Here is a 24,822-nt window from a genome sequence, read left to right as displayed (position 1 = left end):
TGAAAGGCCGTTTCACCGCGGCCCAGGGCCTCCTGATCGGAGGGTGGCCGCAAGGCTGCGGGGTCTCATGAAGATCCTGGTCGTCGAAGACGAAGTCAAGGCGGCCGCTTACCTGCGCAAAGGACTCACCGAGGAGGGTTACCAAGTCGAGGTGGCCCACACCGGTGTCGACGGACTCCACATGGCGTCCGTGAACGAGTACGACCTCGTCATCCTCGATTGGATGCTTCCGGGCATCGACGGGATGGCGGTCCTCTCGGCGCTGCGCCATACGCGGTCGGTTCCGGTTCTGATGCTGACGGCTCGGGGCCAGATCGAGGACCGGGTGCGCGGTCTGCAAGCAGGGGCGGACGACTATCTGATCAAGCCGTTTGCGTTTTCTGAGTTGGTTGCCCGTGTCCAGGTGCTGCTGCGCCGGGGAAGCGGTATGCGAGCCGACGCTGAATCGCTGGTGCTGCGCCTAGGCGATCTCGAGGTCGACACGGTGCGCCGCAAGGCAATGCGAGCTGGACATCGCCTGGAGTTGACGCCCAAGGAGTTCAGCTTGGTCATTCTGTTGCTCCGACGCAAGGGACACGTCCTGTCGCGCACGGAGATCGCCGCACAGGTCTGGGACATGAACTTTGACAGCGAGACGAACGTGGTCGAGGTGGCCGTTCGCCGTCTGCGGTCGAAGCTAGACCAGCCGTTCGACAAGCCGTTGCTGCACACCGTGAGGGGCATGGGCTACGTGATGGAGGACCGGCCATGAGCGCGCCAGCCAATGCCGCCACGAGCCTTCGGGCTCGACTCTCACGGCAGTTTGCGCTTCAGACCCTGCTCGGCCTGAGCCTGGTCTGCGGCGCGGTTTATCTCGTCATCGCGCTGACGTTAGCGGGCCGCCAGGACGACATGCTCCTGAAGAAGCGCACCGCTGTCGAGCGGCTGCTCAAGGAAGGTCAAGAGGTCCATGACATCCCGGGCATCAAACACCTGATGAGTGATTTCCTGGCCGGCCACGACGATCTGTCGTTGGTGGTCCGACAGCAGAACCATGCTGCGGTATTCGAGAAGGACAATCCCAAACGCCTGGAATCAATGAGCAAGCGGCTGAGCTTCCCCGTCCAGCTTCCTCAGGAACTGGGTGGGGCAGGGCAGGCAGAGCTGATCTACGACGTCAGCAAGGACGAGTCACTGCTGAGCCGGCTGTGGTGGACGCTTCTGACCGCTGCGCTCGTTGGCACGTTCGCGGTGTCCGCCACCGGCTTCGTGCTGGTCAAGCGAGGCCTAGCGCCACTCAACGCGCTGGCACGGCGTACCTCCGAGCTGGACGCAAGCCGGCTGGATCAGCGGCTGGACGCCACTGGGCAACCGGAGGAGGTGCAGTCGCTGCTGCTGCAGTTCAACGCGCTACTCGACAGGCTGCAGATGGCTTACCAGCAGATGGAAGCCTTCAATGCGGACGTTGCGCACGAGCTGAACAATCCGCTGTCCATCTTGATCGGGAGCTGCGAGGTCGCCCTACGGCGCCCACGCACTGCGGCCGAGCTTCACGACACCCTGGCGTCCAACCTGGAAGAGCTGCGCCGGATCGCAACCATCGTGGCGGACATGCTGTTCCTTTCGCATGCCGAGCGTGGTACGCCGGCGCGTCGCTCGTTGCCAATGAGCTTGGCGGACCTTGCCGCGGAAGTCGCGGACTACTACGACGTCGTGCTTGAGGAAGCGGATCTTCGGGTCGAAATCCTGGGAGATGCGCGCGCTGCCGTGGACACAGGGCTTGTGCGCCGGGCAGTCTCGAATCTACTGAGCAATGCTTGCCGCTACGCAACGCCAGGTTCACTGATCGAGGTGCGTATCGCCCGCTCCGATGTGCGCCATGTTTCGATTGGGGTCCACAACGACGGGCCGGCCATCCTGGCAGAGCACCTTCCGCGGCTGTTTGATCGGTTCTACCGCGTCGATCCCTCTCGTACCAATGCAGATCGAAACCATGGGTTGGGCTTGTCTATCGTCGCAGCGATCGCTCGTATGCACGGGGGCACCGCCACTGCAACTTCATCGGAAAACGGGACGTACATCTGCTTCACGCTGGAAGACCCAGGTGCGTCGGACGGCAAGGATGCTGCGACGTCAAGGACTTCCCGGAGGGTGTCATGAGTCGGGCCGCATCCGTCGATAGGAGCCAGCCATGCTGACCTTCTTCGAACACCTGCGAGAGCGCCATCCGGCCATGGCGACCTATATCTTTGGTGGCTCCATCGCCGTGATCATCATTTCCCTGGTGATGCTCATCTACTTTCTGCGCCAAGACAGGGTGAAGAAGGAGCAGCGTAGGGAACAGCGCAGAGAGCAGCGTCGGCGGGCGCGTCAAAAGCGGTGACCTCCTACAGCTGCCACTGCTAGGATTATTTGGTGCGAAAAGCTCTACTGATCTTCTTGCTCGCGGTGCTGCCTTTCCAGTTTGTCTGGGGCGCAGCCGCGGGCTACTGTCAGCACGAGCAAGGTGTCGACGTGAGCCACTTCGGACACCACGCGCACAAGCACGCCGGCAAAGCCGGCAAGGCAGCCGATGCATCGGTCGAGAAGACCGAGCAGGTCGGTGGCGATGACGCCGACTGCATCGCCTGCCACATGAGCTGCGTGACCTTCGTCTCAGAAACGCAGTTCCTGCTGAGCGCAGACCAGGTCGCACACGAGGTGCCGACCGTACGGCGGGACCATTCCAGACTGTTGGTGCCTTCCATCGAGCGCCCTAAATGGGCTGAGCTGACTTGATCTAAGTCCGACGCCAAGGCGACGGGCAGGCCGCCGGAGGTTTCTACCCGGCGCAGCAGATGGACCTCGCGGCCGTTGGCCGAGGCAGGTCTGACCAACAGGCAGCCAGACCACCTCTCTAAAGGGCTGGCCGCCGCACTGCAAGAAAGCGAAGCCGCCCATGAGCGAATCCCAGAAGCTACGGCTTGACCTCCCTTTGGTGCTTCCCGGTATCCACGGCACCGACGATCCCTGCGTGAAACGGCTGCAGGACAAACTGGTTGGCCGACCGGGTATCGACGAGGCGCACGTCACGGGCGTCCCTGAAGGCAGGCCCCAGTTATGCGTGCACTACGACCCGAACGTGATCTCATTGGGCCGGCTCCGAGAGCTGATCACTTCCGAAGGACTAAGCCTCACCGACCGCTTCTCGCACATTCTGGGGCGGGTCAATCTACCCATGCATGCGCGGTTTGCGCAACGCGTGGCGGAGCAGCTCAGAACTTTGGACGGTGTCATCGAGGCGGACGTTTCGCCTGGTGGCGTGGTGCGAATCGAGCTCGACCGCACACGGATCGATGAGGCGAAACTCCACCAGCGTCTGACGTCACTGGACATCACGACCGACAAAGGAATTGGTGCGTCAAAGGTGTTCGCACCAGGGCAAAACTTTCAGCCCGTGGCTGCCGCGACGGTTGGGTCTTCCCAAGCGACCGCGAAGGATCCAAACGCGGCCAACGACGAGCACGCCGGGCACGACCACAGCGACCATGATCACGACCCAAAGGCCAGTCACGATCACAGGGACGAAGGCAAGGGCCGGCCGCACAAGCACGATGAGAAGGGCCATGCCGGTCATTCCCACGACAACGGCGAGAAGGGCGGAGAACACAGCCATGAGCACGGCGGTCTGTTCGGGGAGAAGACCGAGCTGATCTTTGCTTTCCTGTCAGGAGCGTTCTTGCTGGCCGGCTGGCTGTTTGGCCGCGCCGGCACCAGTCCCGAGTGGCTGCCCACAGCGTGTTACGTCGTCTCTTACTTCTTTGGTGGTTTCTATACAGTGAGGGAGGCCATCGAGAACCTCCGCGCGAAGCGATTTGAGATCGACACCTTGATGCTGGTGGCCGCAGCTGGTGCCGCAGCCCTTGGTTCGTGGGGTGAAGGCGCGCTGCTGCTGTTCCTGTTCAGCCTGGGCCACTCGCTGGAGCACTACGCGATGGGCCGTGCTCGGCGCGCGATCGAGGCGCTCGCCAAACTGGCGCCGGACACGGCAACCGTGCGTCGCGACTCCAAGACTGAAGTGGTGCCGCTCGAGCAACTCCAGGTAGGCGATGTCGTCGTCGTGAAGCCCAACGAGCGGCTGCCCGCAGACGGCGTGGTCGTCGTTGGAACCTCTAGCGTCAACCAGGCGCCGGTCACGGGAGAGAGCGTCCCCGTAGACAAGCGACCGGTTGAGGATGGCAAGGCGGCGATTGGCAACTTCGAGCGCGTCGCGGCTGAGAACCGTGTCTTCGCCGGCACCATCAATGGCGCTGGCGCGATGGACGTGATGGTCGCGCGCAAGTCGGACCAGTCGACGATGGCGCGCGTCATCAAGATGGTGACGGAGGCCGAAGCCCAGAGGTCGCCAACCCAGCAGTTCACCGAGAAGTTCGAGCGCATCTTCGTGCCGTCCGTGCTCGCACTCGTCGGGTTGCTGCTCTGTGCAGGCTTCGTCATCGACGAGCCGTTCTCACAGACGTTCTACCGCGCGATGGCTGTGCTGGTGGCGGCGAGTCCATGCGCGCTGGCGATTTCAGTTCCTAGCGCGGTGCTGAGTGGCGTGGCACGTGCGGCGCGCGGCGGCGTGCTGGTCAAGGGTGGCGGGCCGCTGGAGAACCTGGGCACGCTCACGTCGATCGCTTTCGACAAGACGGGCACGCTGACAGAGGGCAAGCCGAAGTTGATCGATGTGGTGCCAGCTCAAGGTGTCCCGGAAGAGGAGCTGCTCGCGGTCGCGCTGGCCGTCGAAGAGCACAGCGATCACCCGTTGGCAGCGGCCATCGTCACCGGAGCCAAGGAGCGTCTGGGTGACAAAGCAAATCTCGTGCAGGCCTCCGACGTGAAGAGCATCACCGGCCGCGGCGTGCAGGCGCAGCTCGGGGGGGACACCGTGCATATTGGCAAGCCGGTGTTGTTCACCGAATTGCCCGACTCGAAGGTCCCTGCGGCCGTCGACGAGGCGAACAAAAAGCTCGTGGCTGACGGCCGCACGACGATGATCGTGCGCAAGGGCAGCCAGTTCCTCGGTGTCATCGGGGTGATGGACACCCCGCGTCCGGTCGCCGGCGAAGTCATGGCGGAGCTGCGCAAGCTCGGCATCGAGCGCTTGATCATGATCTCCGGCGACAACCAGAAGGTGGCGGAGGCGGTCGCACAGACGGTGGGTCTGACCGAGGCGCGTGGCGACCTCATGCCCGAGCAGAAGGTCGAGGAGATCAAGAAGCTGCGCACCGAACACGGGAAGGTGGCGATGGTGGGCGATGGCGTCAATGACGCGCCGGCCATGGCCAACGCGACGGTCGGCATCGCGATGGGTGCTGCTGGCTCCGACGTAGCGTTGGAAACCGCAGACGTCGCGCTCATGGCTGACGATCTGGCGCAGTTGCCCTTCGCGGTGGGTCTCTCGCGAAGCACGAGCCGCGTGATCAAGCAGAACCTGTGGGTGAGCCTGGGCGTGGTGGCGGTGCTGATCCCGTCGACGATCATGGGCCTGAGCATCGGTACCGCAGTCATCTTCCATGAAGGATCGACACTGCTGGTGGTCTTCAACGCGCTGAGACTGCTGGCATACAAGCCGTTTGACAAGAGCACGAAGGTGGCTGAGGCGGCGAAGCCTGCTGAGCTGAAGGCGTGAGGCGGCCATGACGATGCCTGATCCGCAACGCCAGCGCTCGCCGACGGACGAATCCCTGGATGACGATGACGGCGACCTGACAGACATGTTGGGTGAGCTGCGGGTGCTGCTTCCTACGGCTCAGCTGCTGTCCGCATTCCTGATCGCGGTGCCGTTCGCGCCTGGCTTCCGCAACATCGTGCAGGCCGAGAAGAACGTCTTCCTGGCCACATTCCTGCTGTCTGTTGCGGCGCTGGTGCTCTTCACGGCGCCGGCCGTTCAGCACCGCTTGATGCGACCTCTGCGTCAGCGGGCGAACTTCAAGGCCAGGGCGAGCCGACAGATGCTGGTCGGTGCAGCCTTCCTGGCGATCGCGCTGGTGCTGGCAACACAGTTTGTGCTTTCTGAGGTGCTCGGCCATATGGTCGGCAACGTGGCAGCTGCCGCCATCGGCGCGCTGATCGGCGCAATGTGGTTGCTGGTGCCGCTGACCTGGAACCGGAGGCAGGCTGCATGACTGCACAGCCCATTTCCCTGGCCGGCGTCATGACGTTTGCTGCGGTGCCGGCAGTTGCGGTGGTGGTTGGCGGGCTGGCCGATGCGATCCGCACGCCGGGCCCCAAGGTGCAGAGCGCCGTCCAGCACATCGCCGCCGGCGTGTTGTTCGCGGCGCTGGCGACCGAGCTGTTGCCGGATGTGGTGCACCGCAGGCTTCCATGGGTGACGCTGGGCGGCTTCGCACTCGGCGTGATCGCGATGCTCCTGCTCAAGGCGTTCGCGCGTCGGCTGGAGGAACGTGAAGAGAAGGCAACGCCGCTGGCACTCCCGACGAGTTTGTTGCTGGCCTCGGCGCTGGACATTGCGCTGGACGGGCTCCTGATCGGCGTGAGCTTTGCAGCGGGCGAGCGACAGGGACTTCTGATCACGATTGCGATGACCCTGGAGGTGCTGTTCCTCGGCGTGGCGACCGCAGCAGCAATGCGCGGACCGAACGCGCGGCGCCTGGTGTTGGCGACCACGATCACATTTGCGGTGCTGTTGATGGCAGGCGCGGGGATCGGAGCCTACTTCCTGGCCAGCGCCAGTGCCAATCTGCTGGATGGCGTGCTGTCGTTCGGCGTCGCGGCGCTGCTGGATCTGGTCACGGAGGAACTGCTGACCGAGGCGCATGAAGTCGATGAGACGCCGTTGCTGACGTCGATGTTCTTCGTAGGCTTCCTGGCGCTGTTGATGATCGAAATGATGGTGTGACGCCGCGCCGAAGGTCGAAGAGTCGACCTGGATGGTCGGCGCCACCAACGACTAGATGCTGTCGTCCGCCGGCTTGGGCGCTGCTTGACCGGTGACCTGCCTGGGCGGATAGAGCCCTTGACGTCCGCGGGTGTGGTCGTCGGTGAACTCAATTGCATTCAGCGCGCGAGCCGTGGCGGCATCCACAGCCTCGTTCTCCAGCACGATGACCTGCCCCGGGCCGTTGAAGCGCGACAGCCAGGCGTAGAAGCTGGCATTGACCGTTGCCATCGGAATATCCCGGTCGGTATCAGCCGACTCCTTCTGCGCATATGCCTTCAACGGCGAATCCAGCACGACCACGCCGAGGTGAGGGTGGCCTTCCTTGAGCGCATGCTGCATTAGCGCGATGCTCAGCGCCGAGTGGAAGATGCCGCGCTTGCCTGCGCCATAGCTGAGCCGCCGGCGGCCATCGATGACCAGGTCGCACGCGACAGCATCCACGTGGACTGTCTTGATCGACGTGAAGCCCCAGTCGTTGAGCATCTGGCAGGCCAGCGCGCCGACGGCATCGCCGTGAGTGCCGACGTTGCGAACAAGTGCGGTCCGCTTCTGCTTCGTCTCCTCCTGGAGTAGGGCGATGTCGCCTTCCAGCCGTTTGGCGTCGTCGAATGCGTCGATCAGGGCGGACAGCCTGGTGTGGGACTCGGCAAGCTCGCGCGGGTCAGCATCAAATTCCTGCCCCGCGGTACGCAGAACAAGCGTTTCCTGCTCTTCCAACGATTTCAGCGATGCTGACAGTCGTTGCACCTCAGCAGTGGCGGTCGCGATCCGGGCTTTCTCATGATCCAGGGAAGGCTGAAGCCCGCGACGCAGGTCGCGGATCTTCTGCGCCTCCGCGGCGATGGCGTCGCGATACTTCGCCGGCGCACGCGGCTTCAGGCTGTCCGGACCGACGTGTTGCTCGACCGGCGTGCCGCAAAGCGGGCAGGGCGTTTCAGGCAAAGCCTGGAAGAAGGCGATGCCTTCGTCAGTAGCGCCGAGCCTGGCGAGGTCGCTGGAGTACTTCAAGTCCAGCAACGCGAAACGCTCGCGCATCGATGTCGCGCTGGCCAGTTGCGTCGAGGCGTTTGCAAGCGCTTCACCCTCGGCGGAGATCCGCTGTCGCAGTTCCTTCAGGACCGAAGAGCGAGCTTGCAGCTGCGTGCCGAACATCTCGAGGCGCTCGTCGACGCGCGCAAGCGCCGCGACGGCTGCTGCGCGGTCAGTGTCAGCTGGGATCAGACCCTTGACTCGAGCCAGTTCTGCCTCGGCGATCGCCAGCTTGCCCTTGGCCTGATCCTTCAGCGCGCTGCTCTTGTAAAGCTCGATCGCGGTGTCATCGAGGCCGCTCAGGAAGAGCGAGAAGGATGCCACGCGCTTGTCCGTGCCATGGCCTTTGCCCTTGGTCGGGTCCTTGGTGATCATGCTGGGCTGGGACACCAGCGACCAGTGCCTCAGGTCGTCACCGGTGACCGCGCCCTTCTTGCTGCGTTTGTGCAGCACCTTCTTGCCCTCGGCGCCCGACAGCTTGACCAGCAGTTCACCAACATCCTGGGTGAGATCTTCCAGCGGATTGGCCGCACCGTCCTCTACCCACCGATCCTCCAACCGTACGAACACACGGGCCGGGCCGCCAGCGAACCCCTTGCGCACCACGTACTCGTGCTCGCCGTGCAGGAAGACAAGCTCCAGCGAGTCGTAGCCTTCAGACTCTGGGAACTGCTCGGGCGCGGCTGTGCCACCCAGCAGGAACCAGAGGCAGTCCCAGATGTGCGACTTGCCCGTATCGCTGGGTCCACGGATGAGCGTGCGGTGGTCGTCGAACGCAACGATGGCGGGCACCAGACCGGGACCGTGTGCGGCGAGCCGTGCCAGCGTTATTGCCATGCCAAACCTCGCGCACCGGCATCTTCAAACTCGGCACCCCACAGGTGACCTTGCTGCGCAAATTTATCGGTCATGTCTCGCGAGCTGAGCGTGGCGAAGGTCGCCGCCGCCCAGCGGCACCGGCCTTCCAATTCACGCAGATAGGGTGCCGTCAGCGCCCCAACCATGGTTCTGGCGGTATCGCCAGCGAAGTACGTGATGCCGGTCTCATCCATGGCCACAGCGACCAGACCGCGGGTGCTCATCAGGTACAGGCTTTGCGCGATGAGGTCGCGGCGGCTCAGGTATTCGCTGCCGCGGTACGGAACGGGCGTGTGCAGGCTCGGAGGGCCGCCGAGGTCGTCCGAATACACGACCGCGTAGTCGAGCAGCACGAGCTTCTGCAAGTCGGCGCCGGCCGGCTGCAGCGAGTTCAGCAGGTACACCATCCGAACGCCCAGTTCGAACGGCGAATTGAAGGCTGCGAGGGGCTTAGGCTTCTTCATTTGACCCACTTGAGCCTACCGCCATTTGCGAGGTGGTGGCAGGTGCCGGGCAGGTCACCCCCGCGAAGCTGGGGCGACAGGCGGCTCTCCTGGACCTGGAGCGTCGATGCCTTCTCGACGGCCGCGTCGACCCGGTCCATGCCGTTCTTGAGCTTCAGTTGCGCGACAGTGGGCCTGATGCCGGCGTGGACCATGTCCAAGAGCCGCTCGAACTCCTGCTCAGTGGGGTAGATATCCCGGCTGAATCGCTGGAGGCCCTCGGCGCAGTAGAAGGTCTGCCGCTGCGATTCGAAGTGTTCCTCGTAGTCGCTGCCAGGCAGGTCGGCCAGGGTGATAGGCCCAGTCTTGTGCTCGCTGTAGACACGCAGGAGTTCGCCGACGTACACGGTTTCGCGCCCATCCGGTTTGGCCGGAACAGGATCATCGTCGCCGCGCTGGGGCACGATGCCGAACATCTCATGGTGTGCGGCACGGTCGAGTTCATGCCAGGCAAGCAGGTCATGAACCGGCAGCTCGATGAAATTGTCGAAGTCGAAATCATCGACGGCCGCCTGGACGGCCGGCGTCAGATCGAGGGCCATGCCTTGCATGCCCGTGTTCTCGCCCTTCCACGCGGCAAGGAACTTGGCCTTGAATGCGGCGGCGCCCGCAGCCATCGTGTTGTGGAGCTCGTTGCCGACGGCGCGCGGGCAGCAGAAGTAGTAGTGCTTGGGGCGGGAGTAAGTCCCCTTCGCAATCTGCTTGAAAAACTTGGCCATCTCCGGGAAGGCCTCGCTGGGCTTCAGGCCGGACGCGTAGTGTTTGGCCTGGTACAGGTCCCAGCCGTCACGTACCAACGTGTGGCCATACCGAGCCTCGATGTCGCGGCCGCCGTCGCCAGCGCCGCCGAGGCGTTTGACTTCCTGGTACCGGACGCCACCGGCATGGATGCGCTGCCGCGCTGCGGCCAGGATGAAGTCTTCCCACTGATCAGGGTTCAGCAGGAGAACTTGCGCCGATGGCAGGATGACACCGCCTTTGGCGACCAACTGGTTTTTGCGTGGCGAACGCGGCGTTCCTGGTTTTGGTGGCATGGATTCGGAACCGTCCCTCGCGCGGGATTGTGCGCGACGCCATGTGCGCGTCGGCTGCGGGCTAGCCCGCACAGCGTCATGCCCGACGAGGGTCGGCGATGGCCATCTTGAACTCCTTCAGCTCGTCATCCAGGGACGCCACGGCGAGCTGGTGAAGGATGGAATTCTGTGCGAAAGACGCTCGCTCGCGGTCTATGTCGACTGTGTTGCCATCGAGGCTTGTCTGGGACGGAAGCGCGTACTCGGCAAACTGCAGCGTGTTGCGCGGCGCGACCAGTGTTGGCGCGAGGTGGCCGGGCGCCGTGGTGGCGATTGGTGCGGGCTGTGCGGCCGGTCGGACCCGGCTCGCTTCTTCGAGCGCCGCCGAGAAGCTGATGTCACGGGCCTGGTATTTGGGCGTGTCAGCGTTGGCGATGTTGCTCGCGATCAGCGCCTGGCGCTGACCTCTGAAGATCAGCGCAGTGGCCTTCCAGTCGTCATCGGTCGCGGTGGTGGGGGCACCGGTGCTTGGCGTCGGACGGAGCGCGTTGGACATGTACACCTCCTGCGCGAAAAAGGGCGAGCGCCGCAGCGCTCACCCTTGAAGTTGCCGTGTGGATCAGAAGCTGTGGCGCACGCCGACTTCCATGCCGGAAGAGTTCTCTCCACCGCGCATGCCGGTCGGCGTCGTGTACAGCACGGAGCTGCGCGCTGCGCCCTTGTTGCTGATCGTGGCGTAGGTGCCGTAGAGAGCGGTCCGCTTGGACATCTCATGCACATAGCCCAGCGCCACGCGGGTGCTGTCATCGGCGTCGGCGTAGCCGGAGCCAGCTGCGCCACCCGAGCGGTTCACGCTCGTGTAGCCCAGGCGGATCGAGCCAGCCTGGGTGACCGGCACGGTCGCGCCGATGGACAGCTCCTGCGCCTTGCGTGGGCCCCACTTCTTCACGTCGAACAGGGTATGCAGCGTGCCCCAGGGCGACTTGTAGTTGAACAGCAGGTTGTAGTTCTTGAACTTCGGCTGGGTGCTGCCCACGTCGGTCTGGCCGATGGCACCGCCGACCAGGAACGTGCTGTTCTCGAAGCCGACGCGACCGCCGGTGTACTTGTTGCCGACCACGCCTTCGCCAGCGGCGACGTGCACCTGGCCGAACCAGCCACCCAGGTTCTTGGGCAGGAAGTAGCTGACGCCGTTGTCAGTACGTTGCGCGGTGGTTGCGCCGCTGCCCAGCACTGCGCTGGAGCCGTAGACGAACACGCCGCGAGAGCCGACGCCCACGATGCCGAACTCGTCGTTGAGCGCGTTGTTGTAGGTCGGCGTGGTGTCGCGGCCGAGGCGGACTTCACCGAATTCACCCATCAGGCTGACAGTGGAGCGGCGGTTCCAGAACTTGCTGGCGTTGGCACTGCCGGTGTCGAGCTCGACACCCGATTCCAGATGGAAGCCGGCGGACATACCGCCACCGAGTTGTTCAACGCCACGGACGCCCAGGCGGCTGGTCGTGTTGGCGCCGGAAGTGACGCCCTTGACCGTGCCTGCGCTGCCGTTCTTCACCTGACGGACTGCCGCATCGGCGACGCCGAACAGCGTGACCGACGAGGATTGTGCGAAGGCGGTACCCGCCATCGCGCTGCATGCCAAGGCCAAGAGGACTGGCTTCTTCATGTACTTCTCCTATTCAGTAGATACCGGGGGAGCTGGATCGCCCCCAGCGCTCTGCAGGCTAGGGAAGGCGCCTAGGGAATTCCATGACTTCGCCACTTTGCATAGGCCCGTGCTGGCGCGCGGTACCGCAAAGACATCGTTGCTGTGCCTTCAAGTTGACAGGGGGTGCTTGCGTGAAATCGGCGCTTTCGATTCACACAACTGTCATGGCCGAGTCGCGCCCGCGAACGGCGTACCAACCTGACAAAACCGTAATCCGTTGGACTGATATCGGTCATGGCCAAGTTTCTACGCTTGCATGTTGGTACAGGGCGTACAGCGCCGCTGTTGATCGAGAGATGGCTTTGGCGATGAGCCACTGCGAAGAGGGCGCGGATGAGAAGACCAGATGCTCAGCTGATTTCGAGGGCGCGGCGTGGTGACATCGCGGCGTGCTTGGAGGCGGCCCGGAAGTACCTGCAAGGCGCGAATGGCTTTCCGCGCCACGTACCCCTTGGCCTCGAGTACCTTCAGCAAGCTGAAGCGGTTCGTGCCGATGACACCCAGCAGCTGGTCGTCGAATCTCTGGACCTGTATGAGATCGCCGCACACGGTCGTCTGGCGACGCTACAAGCAGCGGCGCGCGCGGGCAGATCAACAGCGCAGCTGAAACTGGCGATCTGGCTTTCCCTCACGGCTGTCGACGCCGACGAGGGCATGCCATGGTTTCGCAGCGCAGCCGCTGGCGGCGACGCCACAGCCAGAAAGGTGCTGACGAGCTATTCGCCCGAAGACTTGTCAGAAGGGCGGGTCATATCGCGTCTTCGTGTGCTCAAGGCGCTGCCTGGCATTGGCTGGACCGACCTGCTGACGTTCGCGATGGATCGTGCGTTGATGCGTGGCGAGCCGCACGTCCTGTTCCGTGCATTGGCGCTCGGCTTGGAGTCGGACGCAGCGCCGGAGCCCGTTCTGGCCGACAAGGTCCTTGAAGCGCTGAACTACACCAGCACGCTTGCGCCGATTCCCATCTCCGTTGATCGCCGGGCCATCGAAGTTCTACTGGATGACTGCGTCGCACGCGGTAGCGGCAGCGCTGCACTGATGCTGGGGCACGCGCTGAGCGGTCACGATGTTGGCTCCTTGCGATGGGAGTCGCTGGTCGGTGGCCTGAACTTCCGCAAAGCCTCCGCGCTGCTGATGCGTGCCGCTGACGGCGGACACTTGGAGGCTTGGACGCGCCTTTACGAAATCCATTCAAATCACAATGGTTCGGTGGCCAACCCGCCGATGGCGCGGTTCTGCCTTGAAAAGGCAGCTGCCCATGGCGCGGTCGTTGCCCAGCGTCGACTGGGAGCGACCATCCTGCGCGCATCGGGATCGCTGCGTGACGTCGAGCAGGGGATGCACTGGCTCTTCGAGGCGGCACAGGCCGGCGACGATCTGGCCCATCGGTTGCTGTGCACGTTCGTGCTGCCGGTCGATGGGCGCGACGTTGATGCCGGCCAGGCGTTGGAGGCTATCGCGCAAGCGAATCCGGGGCTCGCGCTTCGGTTGGAGGTGGCCAGGCATTTCGGCCTCACGAAGCTTGAGGCGATGACAGTGGACCTGGTGGGTGCTCATCGTCCTTGGGGACTTCTGGTCGGTCGAAACCCCTTCATCCGTCACGCCAAGCTTTCCGCACCTAGAGCGGTGCCTGCAATCTCGGATGTGGTCCAGGAAAGCCTGCGACGGGTTGTTGCTCAGGTGGCTGGGGGAGGCGTGCGTGGGGCCGAATTCCAGGACTTCGACCTTCGGCACCGGATGGTGCGGGTGAAGCAGGTGTTGCAGGCCTATGGGCTTGCGGAGTCCATGTTCTTTGCCAGGGCGCGCTCCAGTGATCTGGACGCACTGCGAGGAGGCGGCCGCTGGGCCCGACTGGCGAAGGTGGAGCTCGACGAGGCGTTGGCGTTGCCAGATGGCGGGACAGAAGCGTCGCAAGGGGCAAACTGATCGCGCTCAAGCGCTGCCCGGGTGGGATGGTGTCGTAGGTAAAACTTCGCCTGCGATCACTCGACCAAGCTCGACGACGACCTTCATGAGAAAACTCATTCAAGCCCTGCACGATTGGCTGCCCAACTGGGCAGCTGACTGGCTCGACATCCTGGTTCCCGCGGCTGAGGTCGTGATGATCGGCCTCGGTGCCTGGCTGCTGATGCGCCTGGCACACAAGCTGATCGACCGCATCACCGGCAAATACGGGCTTCCAGTGAATATGGCCTCGCTGTTCCTGCGCGTGGTTGGCGCGCTGGTGTACGTCGGTGCGCTTCTGTGGGCCCTTGAGCGGATGGGAGTCTCTGGCGCGGTGCTGTGGACGGCGTTCACGGGCTTCGCGACCGTAGGTGCGGTTGCTTTCTTCGCCGCCTGGAGCGTGTTGTCGAATCTCTTTTGCACGCTGCTTATTTACACCACCCGGTCATTCCGCATCGGCGACACCGTCGAACTGCTTGATGCCGGCGACAAGCCTGGCATGAAGGGCCGCGTCGTTGACATCAACCCGGTCTACACCACGCTCCTCGAGAGCGGTGACCTGCAGAATGGCACCACGCTGCAGCTTCCCAACAGCCTGTTCTTCCAACGGGCGGTGCGTCGCTGGCACGGGACAGCCGTGGCGCAAGTGGCCGTGGATCAACAAGGAGGCCCGTAGCCGAAGGGCAGGGAGGAACGACATGCTGTCGCCATTCGAGAACATCATCATCGGCAACTTCCTCTTCGGCCTCGGGCTCGTCATGGGCAACAAGCCAAGACAGGTCGATGCCTGCGTCAACCTGCTGCAGCAGACCCCGCTCGACAAGGTGCTCGGCGACGTCATGTTGCAGTTTCCCGGTTCCTGGCGACTCATTGAGTTCAAACGGCGCGGTGCCAACTTGAAAAAGGAGAAGGTCAAGCTGGCCACGTACCGAGGTGCAACTAGCCGGGACCGCGAACTTCGCGCGGCTTCCATGAGAGCTCACTGGTTCGTCGAGAGCGGAGAGTTCTTGGTCAACCAACTCGACAACCAGGAGTTCCAGATCAAGGTCCGGCCCTACCTGGACTTGGAGGAGGGCGGCGGCATCTCGCTCGAGGATTTCGCTGCTCAAGTCGCTGCTGACGCGCATGGGGGCGCGCCGCATCAGCGCGAAATGGATCTGTACCTCCGCTTGATCACGCTGTTCGGTTGCCTTGATGGCTACCAGACCTCCGGGCTGCTGGTGGGCATCAAGAGTGGCGGTGGTTTGGTCTACCTGCCGCTGGAGAACATCACGGACCTCAAGTCCACTTGCAGGCTGCTACGTGCCAGGCTGCGCGCGCGTGAAAGGGAGTTCGCGACCGAGCAGGCGAGGCGTGGGCCGTTTTCACAAGCCGTCAAGGCGGAGCTGAATCGGCGCCAAGACCCGTTCGCGAAGTCACCCAGGGGCTCCAGAGGTCCCGCGACCAGGAAATCGACCTCGGGCCCTGACACCAACGCAACGGAAAAAGATTGGTCTCCCCCCTGCAGACCAGCCTGAAATAAACGACCCCTAAGATCACATGTCATCAGAACCTGATAAGAAATCTCCGAAGACCCTGGATGATTTAGTCCCGATCGTCGCCGACGTAATCGAGCACGCGCAGTCCATCCAGGAAACGGCCGAAGGCGCGGTTGGCCGCGTGAATGCCGCTGCAGCGTTGGTCGCGAGTACCGCGAAGACGCTCATCGCCGGTCAGGCGAATCTGGGTGCCGACATTGAGAAGGGTGTAGGGGAGAAGTTCAATACTGCGTTGAACGGCGCGAGCGCACGCATTGGGCAACAGTTGGCTCTGGCAGAGCAGCAATCAAAGGCTGCGCTCGTGGAGCTGACGACAGAGACTCATGCCGCTGTGCAGGCCATCAAAGCGGAGGCAGACGCTCTCACGGAGAACTGGTGGATCCCGACCCTCATCAGCGGAGCACTCGGTGCGCTCCTTGGCGCGGCGATCAGCGGCACGACTGTGTACATGGTGATGTCCCGCGTTCACTGATGAGCGCTCGCTGAAGCCTTCACGGCCCCGATCCGCGCGGCGACTCGGTCTTGCTCGACCGGTCGCTGCCGTCGGCCTCGGGATCCTCGATGCTCTGCGCGCGCCGGTCTGGCTTCGCTTTGGCATTGGCATGACCTGGACTGTCCTCGGGCTGGGGCGTGAGCGGTACGTCGACGGGCCTGTCGGGCTCGGTCGGAAGCTGAACCGGGGATTTCTGGTGGTCACCAGGTGCTGGAGCTGGGCTGGCGGTGTGACTGTTCATGGCTTTCTCGACGAAATAAGTAGAAGGTCAAGGTACCAGCGGCGCAGCTTGCGTCCATCGCATCGGCTCCGCGTTCCCATGTAGGCGGGGAACATGCGGCATCAATGGCGGAGGAGCCAAATGGCGGCCAGCGCCAGCAGTCCTGCAGCCAGCATGAAAACGGCGCCGGCGCGATGTTTGTCGGCGCTTTCGAGCAAGCCCTTGAATGCATTGATGGCGGAAGTCAGGTGTACGAGCATGGATCGCGCAGACCTACCTCATGATCGCCATGTGGTCCGCTTCGGCACATCGCCTCTTGAGCCTCTCCAAGGAGCTGGATGCGATTCCTGACGCGGAGCAGGACCCACAGCGACCTGGGAGTGGATCCAACCTGCAGGTTCACGTTCTCACGGTTCGACTCCCCAACGGTCAGGGGCATCGTCGTCGTGAACTTCAGCTCTTCCATGGCGAAGCTGGAGCTGACGTCCATGAAGTCGGCCGCGCGGATCAGCTTCTTGTACACGGCGTCGTAGCTCTTGATGTCCGGCACGACCACCCGCAGCAGGTAGTCAACGTCGCCGCTCATCCTATAGAACTCGACGATCTCTGGGATCGCCTCGACGGTCCCGCGGAAGTTCTGGAACCAGTTGTCCGAGTGGCTCTTCGTTCGGATGCTGACGAACACCGTCACGGCGGCGTTGATCTTGTCGGCGTACCACCGCCGCGTCGGCATCACGTGCGCCCGCCGTAGCGATGAACTGATGGCCATCGCGGATCGGATGACTTCGCCACCGACGGCTTCAAATTATGGCGTTTTCCCATAATTCGACTTCCCTCTGATCCTGCTTGGTTGCGCTCGCAGCCGCCGCAGGATGAGACACCCGCTCCACAGTGAGAAGTACAAGTTGTTCCTCGAGGAGCTGAACGCCCTCAGGGAAATCGCAGGCATCAGCCAGATGGAGCTGGCTGAACGTATGCAGATCGGCCAGGACATCGTCAGCCGCTGCGAGTCTGGCCGTCGCCGTGTCGATGTCTTTGAGCTGGCGCTATGGACCCATGCCTGCGGAACCACCCTCGAGTCCTTCGTCAAGAAGCTCGACGATCGCATCCAGCGCCACCAGCTGCCTAGCCTGCTGTAGACCCTCGTCAGTAGAAGTGCCTCAGAACCACCTTGAGGCTGTACCTGCGCTGCTCGGAACAGGCTGGACTCGCGGCAAGGCCGACAGCACGACGGCGTAGGGTTCAAGCTCAGCAAGATCACCAGCATCGAATTGCTGCAGGGATGCCAGTGACGGGTAGATAGCCAGCAACCGCGCCGCCTCCCGGCGCCACGAATTGGAGACGCTGGCGTCGCTGGAGAGCTCCTCCAGCATCTACCGACCCCATATCAGATTGCGTCTTCGCTCTTCCGGCGTAGTCATAGAGCGCCCAACCGCTCGAGGCAGGCCATCATTTGTCGGTCAGCGGGCCAGCTTGAAACAGCAGGCTGACCCGTGAAAGCGCTGGACGCGACGCGCGCTTGCGAGCCTTCCCCGCCTTCGGTCGCAGGCGCAGCGCGTCCAGGCGGCGCAGCTCCGCGTCAAGTTCCTTGAGGAACCGCAGGAAGCCGTAGTCCAGCGCTTCCAGCCAATCGCGCAGGCCGATGATGTCCAGGCGTGTCTGACCACTTTCGACATGGCTGACGGCGCTTTGCGTACGTCCGAGGAGCAGTGCCAAGTCGGCCTGGCGGAGGTTGCGCGACTCCCGCAGCTTCCGCAGCTTGTCCAGAAAGATCTTGTTGTGACGGCTGTGAAGGGTCTTGGCCATGGATTTCTCGCAGCCTCATACCCTATCTGACGCGGCTTCATATCAAGAATCTGCATACGGAACCGGGTCTCCAAGAATTGCTCCCAGGTCAACAATCCGGCCGCAGAACGCCCCGCTGTTCACGGCAACAGTCCGATGTTCCATTCGCTTCCCCAATACGAATTTCAGGTGCCTGAAGGGCTGGCTGGACCGGGCAGCAAGCACTGGCGCGCAGTTGTGATGACGCTGCACATGCCCTGGTTCCTGCTCACGCTGGATCATGTCGAGGCCGAAGCTGACCCGGTACGGATGAGCTACACCTTGTGCATCGCCTGGGACACCGACCTGGCTGACGCCATCCGATCGATCGACGCGAGCCGCGTGCGGGGCCTCGTCGCCATGATGCCGGCCTGGGCTTCACCGACGGGCCAGTGGTCCTCTCGGCAGATCACGGAGGTCTGGCAGGACGTCAACGACGCCGGCACCTTCATCACGCTGACCGATGTCGCTGGCGAAAAGTTCGACGCCGGCGTTCGCGGCAAGGCGCCTGTGGGCGGTGCCGGCTGTGAGCTGCTCTTGCGGCTACCGGCGAGCCAACCGAGGGTTCTTCGCCCACGCCGGGCAGGTTCCGGCCGTACGTGACGCCCGGCGAAGACCCAGCCATGAGCCTCGACGCCATGGGGACCAAGCGCTACTTCGAGATCCGAAAAGTGATCATGCTGGGGTTCTTCAACGGCCGTGAGCAATACGATGAGCTCATTGAGCCAGGCCAGGGCCGCCTGATGTTCAACGGGTGTGACATCTACTGGGTGATCGATGGGCAAGAGCGCATGTCCGAGACCATCAGCAACGCCATCCGCATCTGGCTGGGGGACGGCAGCATTGAAGAATTGCCGCTTGGACAGGCCCCCGGTGTTCCATAGAACGACGCGCCGGCCACCGCCCTCTATCGTGACGGCGTTCGAGCTGCGCCAACATGGCGCTCAGGTGCTCGTCGTGCCCAATGCAATTTCTCCGTGGCGGCTGGGACAGCGCGTTTGGATCCAGGCCGTTTACGGTCGAGTTGAAATCACCCCGAAGCCGCAGGGCCGCCGCGGCGAGCGCAGGTACAGCGCCCGCGTGCGGCGTGGCCAGGAGGCAAGGTTGCGGCGGTAAACGTCAGCCGCCTCGCGAGCGATGGCGTTGGTGGGCGAGTCGGTCGTTCTACCATCCGCCCACTAAGCGGTCGGAGATTCGCTAGGGAGGGGTGATGAGCGGCATGTACGGTGGCTACGCTGGTCCGAAGGAAGTGCAATACCTGTTCATCGACGGTGAGCAATTGCGCCGCACGGTCGAGGAGGTCGGCAACGATTGGTTCAAGAAGCCCATCGACATCGACTACCGCAAGCTCCAAGGCACCTGCCAGAAGGTCTTCTTCTATGACTGCCTCCCCGCAAGGACGCAGGCCGACACGGATGAGGCATACAAGCAAAAGCGCGATGCCAAGGAAGCCTTGTTCAACGAGCTTCGGGCAATCGCCGGTTGGCACGTGAGCCAGGGACTTGCCAAACACCGCAAGCGGGTTGGTCAGGAGCAAAAGGAGGTCGACATCCTGATCGCCGTCGACATGTTGACGCATACGTACCGTAGGAATATGCACCGGCTCACGTTCCTGTCCGGCGACCAGGACTTCGCTCCGCTGCTGGAGGCTGTGGTTCGAGAAGGGATGTACGTGGAGTTGCTCTACCCAGAGCGCCACACCTCGACGGATTTGATGCATTTCGCGGATGACGCAACGCCCTTGGACGTCGATCGCCTTTATGCAGCCGCCACTGAAGACTTCCAGCGCAGCCATGGAATGCCGACCCGCAGCTTCGACCTGGCGGGGGCACCCCAGGACGGCGTTTGGGTGGAACAAGGCCACGGACAAGCCGGTCCGTTCGCGAAGGTGTGGCACGAGCAAACTTCCGGCCTGTTCAACATCAAGACTGTGCATCCCAACGCCAGCGGGCAGTACTTCACCGTTCGGAACCGGGATCTGGCGTTGGGCAAGCGCTATTTCGAGATGCACGCGCGTCAAATCTTTGGACCTCAGGCGGCGTCGCTGGACTGGCGACAACTCGCTGCCTGAAGCCTGGGTCAGCGTCGGATCGCGCTTTCGGCTGATGCGGTGAGTGGCATGTAATGTGCAACTAAGTGCACATTTGCAATCAAGCTTACTTCCATCGTGCGGCAGTCACACACACACCTGTGTCTGAGCCGTTTTCCCTAATATAAGCGTTCGAGTCCCTCCGGGCAGGCCAAGTCCAAGTCCTGGATTGTTCGTGGACGTTCGGGACTCCGGCGAATCGCCCCATCCATCTGGCTGCGCAGGAATTTGCAGGCCGCCAGCCGGGATGCGAATCCCGGCGACCCGCAGTTCCTGACTGCCCACACGGCGGCCGAGAGGGCGAAGTGGCGGAGGTTGATTCGCGACCGCGGGATCAACGCTGAGCAAGTGATGGAGCCTCGTCAAGCTTCTTCGACGGGGCCTCTTCGAGACGCTGCTCGGCGTCGGCTCGACCGGCCGGACATCTCTTGTCGCGCCGTCGAGCCAAAGGCCTGCCGATAGGCGGAGGGCGTCAGCCCCGTCGCGGACCGGAACGCCCGGTACAGGCTGGCCTCGCTGCCAAAACCCAGTTCCTCGCTGATCGCCTTCACGGGCGAGCGCGTGCCGCCCAAGGCCTGTGCGGCCTGGCTGAGCTTGACCAGGCGCAGCCATTCCCCGGCGCCCACGCCACAGGTCCGGTCGATCAACCGGGCCAGCGTGCGCATCGACACGCTCTGCTGCCTGGCCGCTTGCGCCAGCGTCGCGTCCTGGGCGGGCGTTCGCTGGGCCCAGGCCAGCAACGACCGCATCGATGGATCGGCGAGCCGCATCAATTCGACCGGCGCAAACGATGGATGGCGCCGGCGTGGGCTGGGCAGCATCAGCAGTTCCTGCACATCCTGCAGGACATCGTCGGCAAAGTGTTGCGCCAGCCGGTCGAGCATCAGGGGCAGGTAGCCGCTGGGGCCGGCGGCCGTGGCGGCGTGGCGGTCGATCACGAGGTCGAGGGAACTGCGCCAATGCACGCGCCGGAAATGCGCTGCAAGCGCCGGCTGGAGCCACCAGGTGGCGGTGGCCGCATGCCCGTCCAGCCGGCCGGCCGCCGCTGCCAGCGCGACTCCGGCGCAGTAGCTCCAGACCTCTGCGCGCGCCGGCAGGGCGCGCAGCGCTTCGACCAGATGGCTCTGTTCCCGAATCGCGCCGTCGAGGTGGTCTGTCGACGTGAGCCACAGCCCCGGCAGCAGCCAGGCATCGCAGGCGCCCGAGGCCAGGGTTGATTGCACGCCAAGGATCGGGCCTTGATGCGTCGGAACGTCGTCAAGCCCGGCCCCGGCCCAGGTCACGGTCATCTGGACGCGGCCCGTGCGCAGATTGCAGGCGCGCACCATGTCGCTGGCCGCGAACAGCCCTGCCGGCATGCAGCCGGGGAACAGCAGCAGACCCAGCCGGAACGGGTGCGTCGATCCTTTGGCGGAGCTTGGCATGTATTGATAGTAAACAGTCTGTTTGTGCCATTTTCTGGAAATCGGCGGCTTCGCACAATGACCGTGTCGAACCTCTGAGAAGGAGATTGCACATGACGCTGAACGTCGGCCGAACCCAAATCCACCTCGTCGATGAAGGGCGGGGCGAGCCCATCCTGTTCCTGCACGGCAACCCCGACTCCTCGGACCTGTGGGGCGGGATCATTCCCAGCCTGAGCCCCCGCCACCGCTGCATTGCGCCCGACCTGCCGGGCTTCGGGCGATCCAGCGCGCCGGACGACTTCGACTATTCGTTGGCGGGCATGGCCGCCTGGGTCGATGCCCTGGTCGCGGCGCTCGGCATCGACGAGCCGCTGCACCTGGTCGTGCACGACGTCGGCGGCCCGTTCGGCCTGGCCTGGGCGGTACGGCACCCGGGCAAGGTGCGCAGCGTGGTGATCACGAACACCGTCTTCGCGTCCGACTACCGCTGGCATCTGTTCGGCCGCCTGTGGCGCACGCCTGTCATCGGCGAACTGGTGCAGGCGCTGACCAGCCGGCGCGGCTTCACGCGGGAGCTGCTGCGTGCCTCGCGCAAGCTGACGCTCGAACAGATCCATCGCAGCTACGACCTCATCACGCCTTCGGTGAAGCGGGCGATGCTGCGCTGGTACCGTGCCGCGGACCCGCGCAATTTCGCCGGATGGGAGGACGAGCTGTCCCGCGTGCTGGCCTGCCGGCCGTCGCTGGTGCTGTGGGCCGGCCATGACCCCTACATACCGGCTCGCTATGCGGGCCGCTTCGGCGCGGCCAGGGTGGAGCACTTCCCCGACAGCGGACATTGGCTGCCCGCCGAGGCGCCGCAGGAGGTGGCACAGCGCCTGCTGCGCTTCTACGCGGCCGATGCCTGCGCGACGACCGCCCCGCAAGCGAGCGGGTTCGAGGAGGCCGCGGCATGAACGTCCGTGTGGAGATCGTGAATGCCTTCGTCGACGCCGGCACGGGCGGCAATCCGGCCGGCGTGGTGCTGGACGCGGACGGACTCAGCGATGGGCAGAAACTGGCCGTGGCGCGGCAGGTCGGCCTGTCGGAGACGGCCTTCGTCTCGGCGTCCGAAGTCGCCAGCTTCAAGCTCGACTTCTTCACGCCGGCGCGCCGGATCGCGCACTGCGGCCACGCGACCATCGCCACCTTCTGCCATTTGCGCCAATTGGGCCGGATCGGCGATGGCAGCAGCTCGAAGGAAACGGTGGACGGGCCGCGCGAGATCCTGGTTCGTGGCGAGCAGGCCTTCATGGAGCAGACGCCGCCGCGCTTCATGCCCCTGCCGGCCGATGGCGTGCTGGAACGCGAGGTCTTCGCATCGCTCGGCATCGGGCCGGATGACCTGGCGGCCGGCCTGCGCCCCGAGGTCGTCAGCACCGGCAATGCCTTCATGCTGCTGCCCCTGAAGGACGAGGCGGCGCTGGCGTCCCTGGTGCCCAACCCGGCGCTGATCGCCCGGATCAGCACGCCCCTGGATCTCGTGGGCTATTACGCCTTCTGTCGCCAGACTCGGGGGGCCGCAAGCGCCGCCGCGGCGCGGATGTTTGCGCCGCGTTATGGCATCGCGGAGGAGGCCGCGACCGGCATGGCCGCCGGCCCGCTGGCCTGCTATCTGCATCACCGCCTCGGTATCCGCGCGCCGCGGCTCCACATCGAACAGGGTCGATTCATGCGGCCGGCCAGCCCCAGCCTGATCCAGGTCGATCTGGCCGCCGAAGGCGCGGCGATCCGCAGCGTCTTCGTGGGTGGTCAGGCAAGCAGAGTCTCCAGCCTGCTGGTGGAGATATGAAAACCCGCTTCCCGTGCGCACGAGGGGTCATCACTTGAAAACCCATCCTGTTGCCGCGCGCGGCGTTTGCAGCCCCGGCCTCGCGCCGAGGTTGTTTTTGGCGCGGCGCCATCCCTCTTTGGGGGGGGACGGCGGGGGATGCCCTTCGCCCATCCCCCATCGACCGCCCCCTAAGGGCGATGTTGCTCGCGCGCCCCGGCGCCGAGACTGGCTGTATCGACACCGGAGCCCGCCATGCAGCCTCAACTTCGCGCACTCGCGCAGGATTCGCTTCACCAGATCCGCGACACGATGCGGCGCGTGAAAGGGCTGCACGAGGCGGCCCCGCAGGGCCTGGAGCCCGGCAGGCCCGCCGAGCCGGTCGAGCCGCCCAAGCCCGACGTGGCGGCCTGGGAGGACACCGAGATCGACGTCCGCCGGGTGCTGCTGTGAAGGCCCCGTCGGGCGTCGCCACGGCGGCCATGCTGACCCTGGCCGCCGCCTTCCTCGTGCTGGCCTCGCCTTCGGACGCGCGCCCGCACCGCTCGCTGGCGGCGGTGGCCGAGTTCCGCCAGCACTCGCCTTGCCCCGCCACCGGCCGGCCCGCCGGCGCCTGCCCCGGCTATGTCGTGGACTACGTCGTGCCGCCCTGCGCCGAGGGCGACAACTCGCCGGACAACCTGCAGTGGCTGACGCTGGCCCAGGCGCGCGACAACGGCAACTGGGAGCGCGAATACTGCCGCTTCCACCGCGTGCGGCAGCGCTCGGCCTAGGGAGGGCTCCCGCTGTACGGGTGGCCGCGCTGATACAGCGCAGTGCGCACCGGCCAGCGCTGTGGCTTCACGCCCGGCCGCCCGCACGCTGCAATGCCGGCATCGCTTCCCTGCCGATGCCTTGCATGAACGAGCTGCTGCCCTTCCTGACCTATTGCGCGCTGATGTCGGGCACGCCCGGCCCGAACAACATGATGCTGGTCGCCAGCGGCGCCCACCACGGCTACAGGCGCACGCTGCCGGCCATTCTCGGCATGGTGAGCGGCGTCGCGCTGCTGACCTTCGTCATGTGCCTGGGGCTGGGCGCGCTGTTCATCGCCTGGCCGGCGCTGCACGCCGCCCTCAGGCTCGCCGGCACGCTCTACATGCTGGTGCTGGCCTGGCGGCTCGTCGGCCAGCCGGTCGCGCTGGACCGGCCGCCGCAGGCGCTGGGTTTCGTGCAGGCCGCGCTCTTCCAGGCGGTGAACCCCAAGAGCTGGCTGCGTGCGGTGACGGTCGCGTCGGTCTTCATGCCCGCCCAGTTCAGCCTGCCGGCCGGTGCGCTCACCGTCAGCCTGGCCGGGGCCGTGGTCGGCTTTCCCTGCATCTCGGGCTGGGCCCTGTTCGGCAGCGGGATCGGCCGCCTGCTGTCCAGCCCCGGCCGGCGCCGCGCGTTCAATGCCATCATGGCCGCCTCCCTGGCCCTGCTGGCCCTGATGCTGCTGTACTGA

The 24,822-nt window shown here is 64.4% G+C and carries 29 protein-coding genes and 1 pseudogene; 20 read left to right on the top strand and 10 right to left on the bottom strand.

Features of this window, described 5'->3' with window-relative positions:
• Positions 1-67 precede the first annotated feature (67 nt).
• The 7 genes from NYP07_RS08440 to NYP07_RS08410 all read left to right on the top strand — a co-directional run bounded on the left by NYP07_RS08440 (position 68) and on the right by NYP07_RS08410 (position 6,862).
• Positions 68-751 carry a heavy metal response regulator transcription factor gene (locus NYP07_RS08440; RefSeq protein WP_268149328.1) on the top strand — a complete coding sequence of 228 codons (684 nt, stop codon included), beginning with the start codon at positions 68-70 and terminating at the stop codon, positions 749-751.
• Complete coding sequence (locus NYP07_RS08435; RefSeq protein WP_268149326.1) at positions 748-2,139, top strand: heavy metal sensor histidine kinase; 1,392 nt, start codon at positions 748-750, stop codon at positions 2,137-2,139. Before NYP07_RS08440 ends, NYP07_RS08435 begins: the two co-directional genes overlap by 4 nt.
• Positions 2,140-2,170: 31 nt before the next feature.
• Positions 2,171-2,362, top strand: a complete 192-nt coding sequence (locus NYP07_RS08430) for a hypothetical protein (protein WP_268149324.1) — start codon at positions 2,171-2,173, stop codon at positions 2,360-2,362.
• 32 nt (positions 2,363-2,394) lie between these two features.
• Positions 2,395-2,757: a cation efflux protein, CzcI family gene (czcI, locus tag NYP07_RS08425; protein WP_268149322.1), complete on the top strand. Its 363-nt coding sequence runs from the start codon at positions 2,395-2,397 to the stop codon at positions 2,755-2,757.
• 160 nt (positions 2,758-2,917) lie between these two features.
• On the top strand, positions 2,918-5,632 hold the full coding sequence (locus tag NYP07_RS08420; RefSeq protein ID WP_268149320.1) for a heavy metal translocating P-type ATPase: 2,715 nt from the start codon (positions 2,918-2,920) through the stop codon (positions 5,630-5,632).
• A gap of 7 nt (positions 5,633-5,639) precedes the next feature.
• Positions 5,640-6,128: a DUF6328 family protein gene (locus tag NYP07_RS08415; protein WP_268149318.1), complete on the top strand. Its 489-nt coding sequence runs from the start codon at positions 5,640-5,642 to the stop codon at positions 6,126-6,128.
• Positions 6,125-6,862 (top strand): ZIP family metal transporter, encoded by a 738-nt coding sequence (locus NYP07_RS08410; RefSeq protein ID WP_268149316.1) that lies wholly within the window; start codon positions 6,125-6,127, stop codon positions 6,860-6,862. The genes NYP07_RS08415 and NYP07_RS08410 overlap by 4 nt, the downstream gene beginning before the upstream one ends.
• Positions 6,863-6,913: 51 nt before the next feature.
• Here the strand turns inward: NYP07_RS08410 and NYP07_RS08405 are convergent, their stop codons facing one another.
• From NYP07_RS08405 to NYP07_RS08385, 5 genes are all read right to left on the bottom strand, one after another.
• A complete protein-coding gene (locus NYP07_RS08405) occupies positions 6,914-8,770 on the bottom strand; it encodes a hypothetical protein (protein ID WP_268149314.1) in 1,857 nt (618 codons plus the stop codon).
• On the bottom strand, positions 8,761-9,255 hold the full coding sequence (locus NYP07_RS08400; RefSeq protein WP_268149312.1) for an ABC-three component system middle component 2: 495 nt from the start codon (positions 9,253-9,255) through the stop codon (positions 8,761-8,763). The genes NYP07_RS08405 and NYP07_RS08400 overlap by 10 nt, the downstream gene beginning before the upstream one ends.
• Positions 9,252-10,283 (bottom strand): ABC-three component system protein, encoded by a 1,032-nt coding sequence (locus NYP07_RS08395; protein WP_268149310.1) that lies wholly within the window; start codon positions 10,281-10,283, stop codon positions 9,252-9,254. Before NYP07_RS08395 ends, NYP07_RS08400 begins: the two co-directional genes overlap by 4 nt.
• A 121-nt stretch (positions 10,284-10,404) precedes the next feature.
• Positions 10,405-10,863 carry a flagellar basal body rod protein FlgB gene (gene flgB, locus NYP07_RS08390; protein ID WP_268149308.1) on the bottom strand — a complete coding sequence of 153 codons (459 nt, stop codon included), beginning with the start codon at positions 10,861-10,863 and terminating at the stop codon, positions 10,405-10,407.
• A 63-nt stretch (positions 10,864-10,926) separates the two neighbouring features.
• Positions 10,927-11,973 (bottom strand): porin, encoded by a 1,047-nt coding sequence (locus tag NYP07_RS08385; protein ID WP_268149306.1) that lies wholly within the window; start codon positions 11,971-11,973, stop codon positions 10,927-10,929.
• A gap of 375 nt (positions 11,974-12,348) precedes the next feature.
• Here NYP07_RS08385 and NYP07_RS08380 point away from each other — a divergent pair, with 375 nt between their 5' ends.
• The 4 genes from NYP07_RS08380 to NYP07_RS08365 all read left to right on the top strand — a co-directional run bounded on the left by NYP07_RS08380 (position 12,349) and on the right by NYP07_RS08365 (position 15,969).
• A complete protein-coding gene (locus tag NYP07_RS08380; protein WP_268149304.1) occupies positions 12,349-13,941 on the top strand; it encodes a tetratricopeptide repeat protein in 1,593 nt (530 codons plus the stop codon).
• An 85-nt stretch (positions 13,942-14,026) separates the two neighbouring features.
• Entirely contained in the window at positions 14,027-14,635 is a 609-nt protein-coding gene (locus NYP07_RS08375; RefSeq protein ID WP_268149302.1) for a mechanosensitive ion channel family protein, read from the top strand.
• Positions 14,636-14,657: 22 nt separating this feature from the next.
• Positions 14,658-15,476, top strand: a complete 819-nt coding sequence (locus NYP07_RS08370) for a hypothetical protein (protein WP_268149300.1) — start codon at positions 14,658-14,660, stop codon at positions 15,474-15,476.
• A gap of 22 nt (positions 15,477-15,498) precedes the next feature.
• Positions 15,499-15,969, top strand: a complete 471-nt coding sequence (locus NYP07_RS08365; RefSeq protein WP_268149298.1) for a hypothetical protein — start codon at positions 15,499-15,501, stop codon at positions 15,967-15,969.
• 19 nt (positions 15,970-15,988) lie between these two features.
• Here the strand turns inward: NYP07_RS08365 and NYP07_RS08360 are convergent, their stop codons facing one another.
• The 3 genes and pseudogenes from NYP07_RS08360 to NYP07_RS08350 form a co-directional block, all read right to left on the bottom strand.
• A complete protein-coding gene (locus NYP07_RS08360; RefSeq protein ID WP_268149296.1) occupies positions 15,989-16,231 on the bottom strand; it encodes a hypothetical protein in 243 nt (80 codons plus the stop codon).
• 101 nt (positions 16,232-16,332) lie between these two features.
• Positions 16,333-16,470, bottom strand: coding sequence for a hypothetical protein (locus NYP07_RS08355; RefSeq protein WP_268149294.1), 138 nt, complete (start codon positions 16,468-16,470; stop codon positions 16,333-16,335).
• Positions 16,471-16,640: 170 nt separating this feature from the next.
• A pseudogene (locus tag NYP07_RS08350) lies at positions 16,641-16,916 on the bottom strand (Lrp/AsnC ligand binding domain-containing protein); the annotation flags it as partial.
• A 199-nt stretch (positions 16,917-17,115) separates the two neighbouring features.
• On the opposite strand from NYP07_RS08350, the gene NYP07_RS08345 reads away from it, so the two are divergent.
• Positions 17,116-17,349: a helix-turn-helix domain-containing protein gene (locus NYP07_RS08345; protein WP_268149292.1), complete on the top strand. Its 234-nt coding sequence runs from the start codon at positions 17,116-17,118 to the stop codon at positions 17,347-17,349.
• A 310-nt stretch (positions 17,350-17,659) separates the two neighbouring features.
• On the opposite strand, the gene NYP07_RS08340 is transcribed toward NYP07_RS08345, so the two are convergent.
• Positions 17,660-18,016 carry a helix-turn-helix domain-containing protein gene (locus NYP07_RS08340; protein WP_268149290.1) on the bottom strand — a complete coding sequence of 119 codons (357 nt, stop codon included), beginning with the start codon at positions 18,014-18,016 and terminating at the stop codon, positions 17,660-17,662.
• 135 nt (positions 18,017-18,151) lie between these two features.
• Here NYP07_RS08340 and NYP07_RS08335 point away from each other — a divergent pair, with 135 nt between their 5' ends.
• The 3 genes from NYP07_RS08335 to NYP07_RS08325 all read left to right on the top strand — a co-directional run bounded on the left by NYP07_RS08335 (position 18,152) and on the right by NYP07_RS08325 (position 20,105).
• A complete protein-coding gene (locus NYP07_RS08335) occupies positions 18,152-18,637 on the top strand; it encodes a hypothetical protein (RefSeq protein ID WP_268149288.1) in 486 nt (161 codons plus the stop codon).
• A gap of 20 nt (positions 18,638-18,657) precedes the next feature.
• Complete coding sequence (locus NYP07_RS08330) at positions 18,658-18,918, top strand: hypothetical protein (protein ID WP_268149286.1); 261 nt, start codon at positions 18,658-18,660, stop codon at positions 18,916-18,918.
• A 326-nt stretch (positions 18,919-19,244) separates the two neighbouring features.
• Positions 19,245-20,105: an NYN domain-containing protein gene (locus NYP07_RS08325; RefSeq protein ID WP_268149285.1), complete on the top strand. Its 861-nt coding sequence runs from the start codon at positions 19,245-19,247 to the stop codon at positions 20,103-20,105.
• Between the two features lie 380 nt (positions 20,106-20,485).
• Here NYP07_RS08325 and NYP07_RS08320 read toward each other — a convergent pair whose 3' ends face one another.
• Positions 20,486-21,547, bottom strand: coding sequence for a helix-turn-helix domain-containing protein (locus NYP07_RS08320; protein WP_268149283.1), 1,062 nt, complete (start codon positions 21,545-21,547; stop codon positions 20,486-20,488).
• Positions 21,548-21,639: 92 nt separating this feature from the next.
• Between NYP07_RS08320 and NYP07_RS08315 the strand changes: the two genes are divergently transcribed.
• From NYP07_RS08315 to NYP07_RS08295, 5 genes are all read left to right on the top strand, one after another.
• Positions 21,640-22,485 (top strand): alpha/beta fold hydrolase, encoded by an 846-nt coding sequence (locus NYP07_RS08315; protein WP_268149280.1) that lies wholly within the window; start codon positions 21,640-21,642, stop codon positions 22,483-22,485.
• 17 nt (positions 22,486-22,502) lie between these two features.
• The gene (locus tag NYP07_RS08310; protein WP_268149277.1) at positions 22,503-23,360 is read left to right on the top strand and encodes a PhzF family phenazine biosynthesis protein; all 858 of its coding nucleotides are present in this window, start codon (positions 22,503-22,505) and stop codon (positions 23,358-23,360) included.
• 234 nt (positions 23,361-23,594) lie between these two features.
• Positions 23,595-23,792, top strand: coding sequence for a hypothetical protein (locus NYP07_RS08305; protein WP_268149275.1), 198 nt, complete (start codon positions 23,595-23,597; stop codon positions 23,790-23,792).
• A complete protein-coding gene (locus tag NYP07_RS08300; RefSeq protein ID WP_268149273.1) occupies positions 23,789-24,112 on the top strand; it encodes an HNH endonuclease in 324 nt (107 codons plus the stop codon). Before NYP07_RS08305 ends, NYP07_RS08300 begins: the two co-directional genes overlap by 4 nt.
• A gap of 125 nt (positions 24,113-24,237) precedes the next feature.
• Positions 24,238-24,822: a LysE family translocator gene (locus NYP07_RS08295; protein WP_268149271.1), complete on the top strand. Its 585-nt coding sequence runs from the start codon at positions 24,238-24,240 to the stop codon at positions 24,820-24,822.

It is taken from the genome of Pelomonas aquatica (assembly GCF_026712205.1).
Taxonomy (GTDB): domain Bacteria; phylum Pseudomonadota; class Gammaproteobacteria; order Burkholderiales; family Burkholderiaceae_C; genus Pelomonas; species Pelomonas aquatica.
Note: the sequence above shows the minus strand (reverse complement) of the source record. Positions and strands in the feature narration are given on the sequence as shown.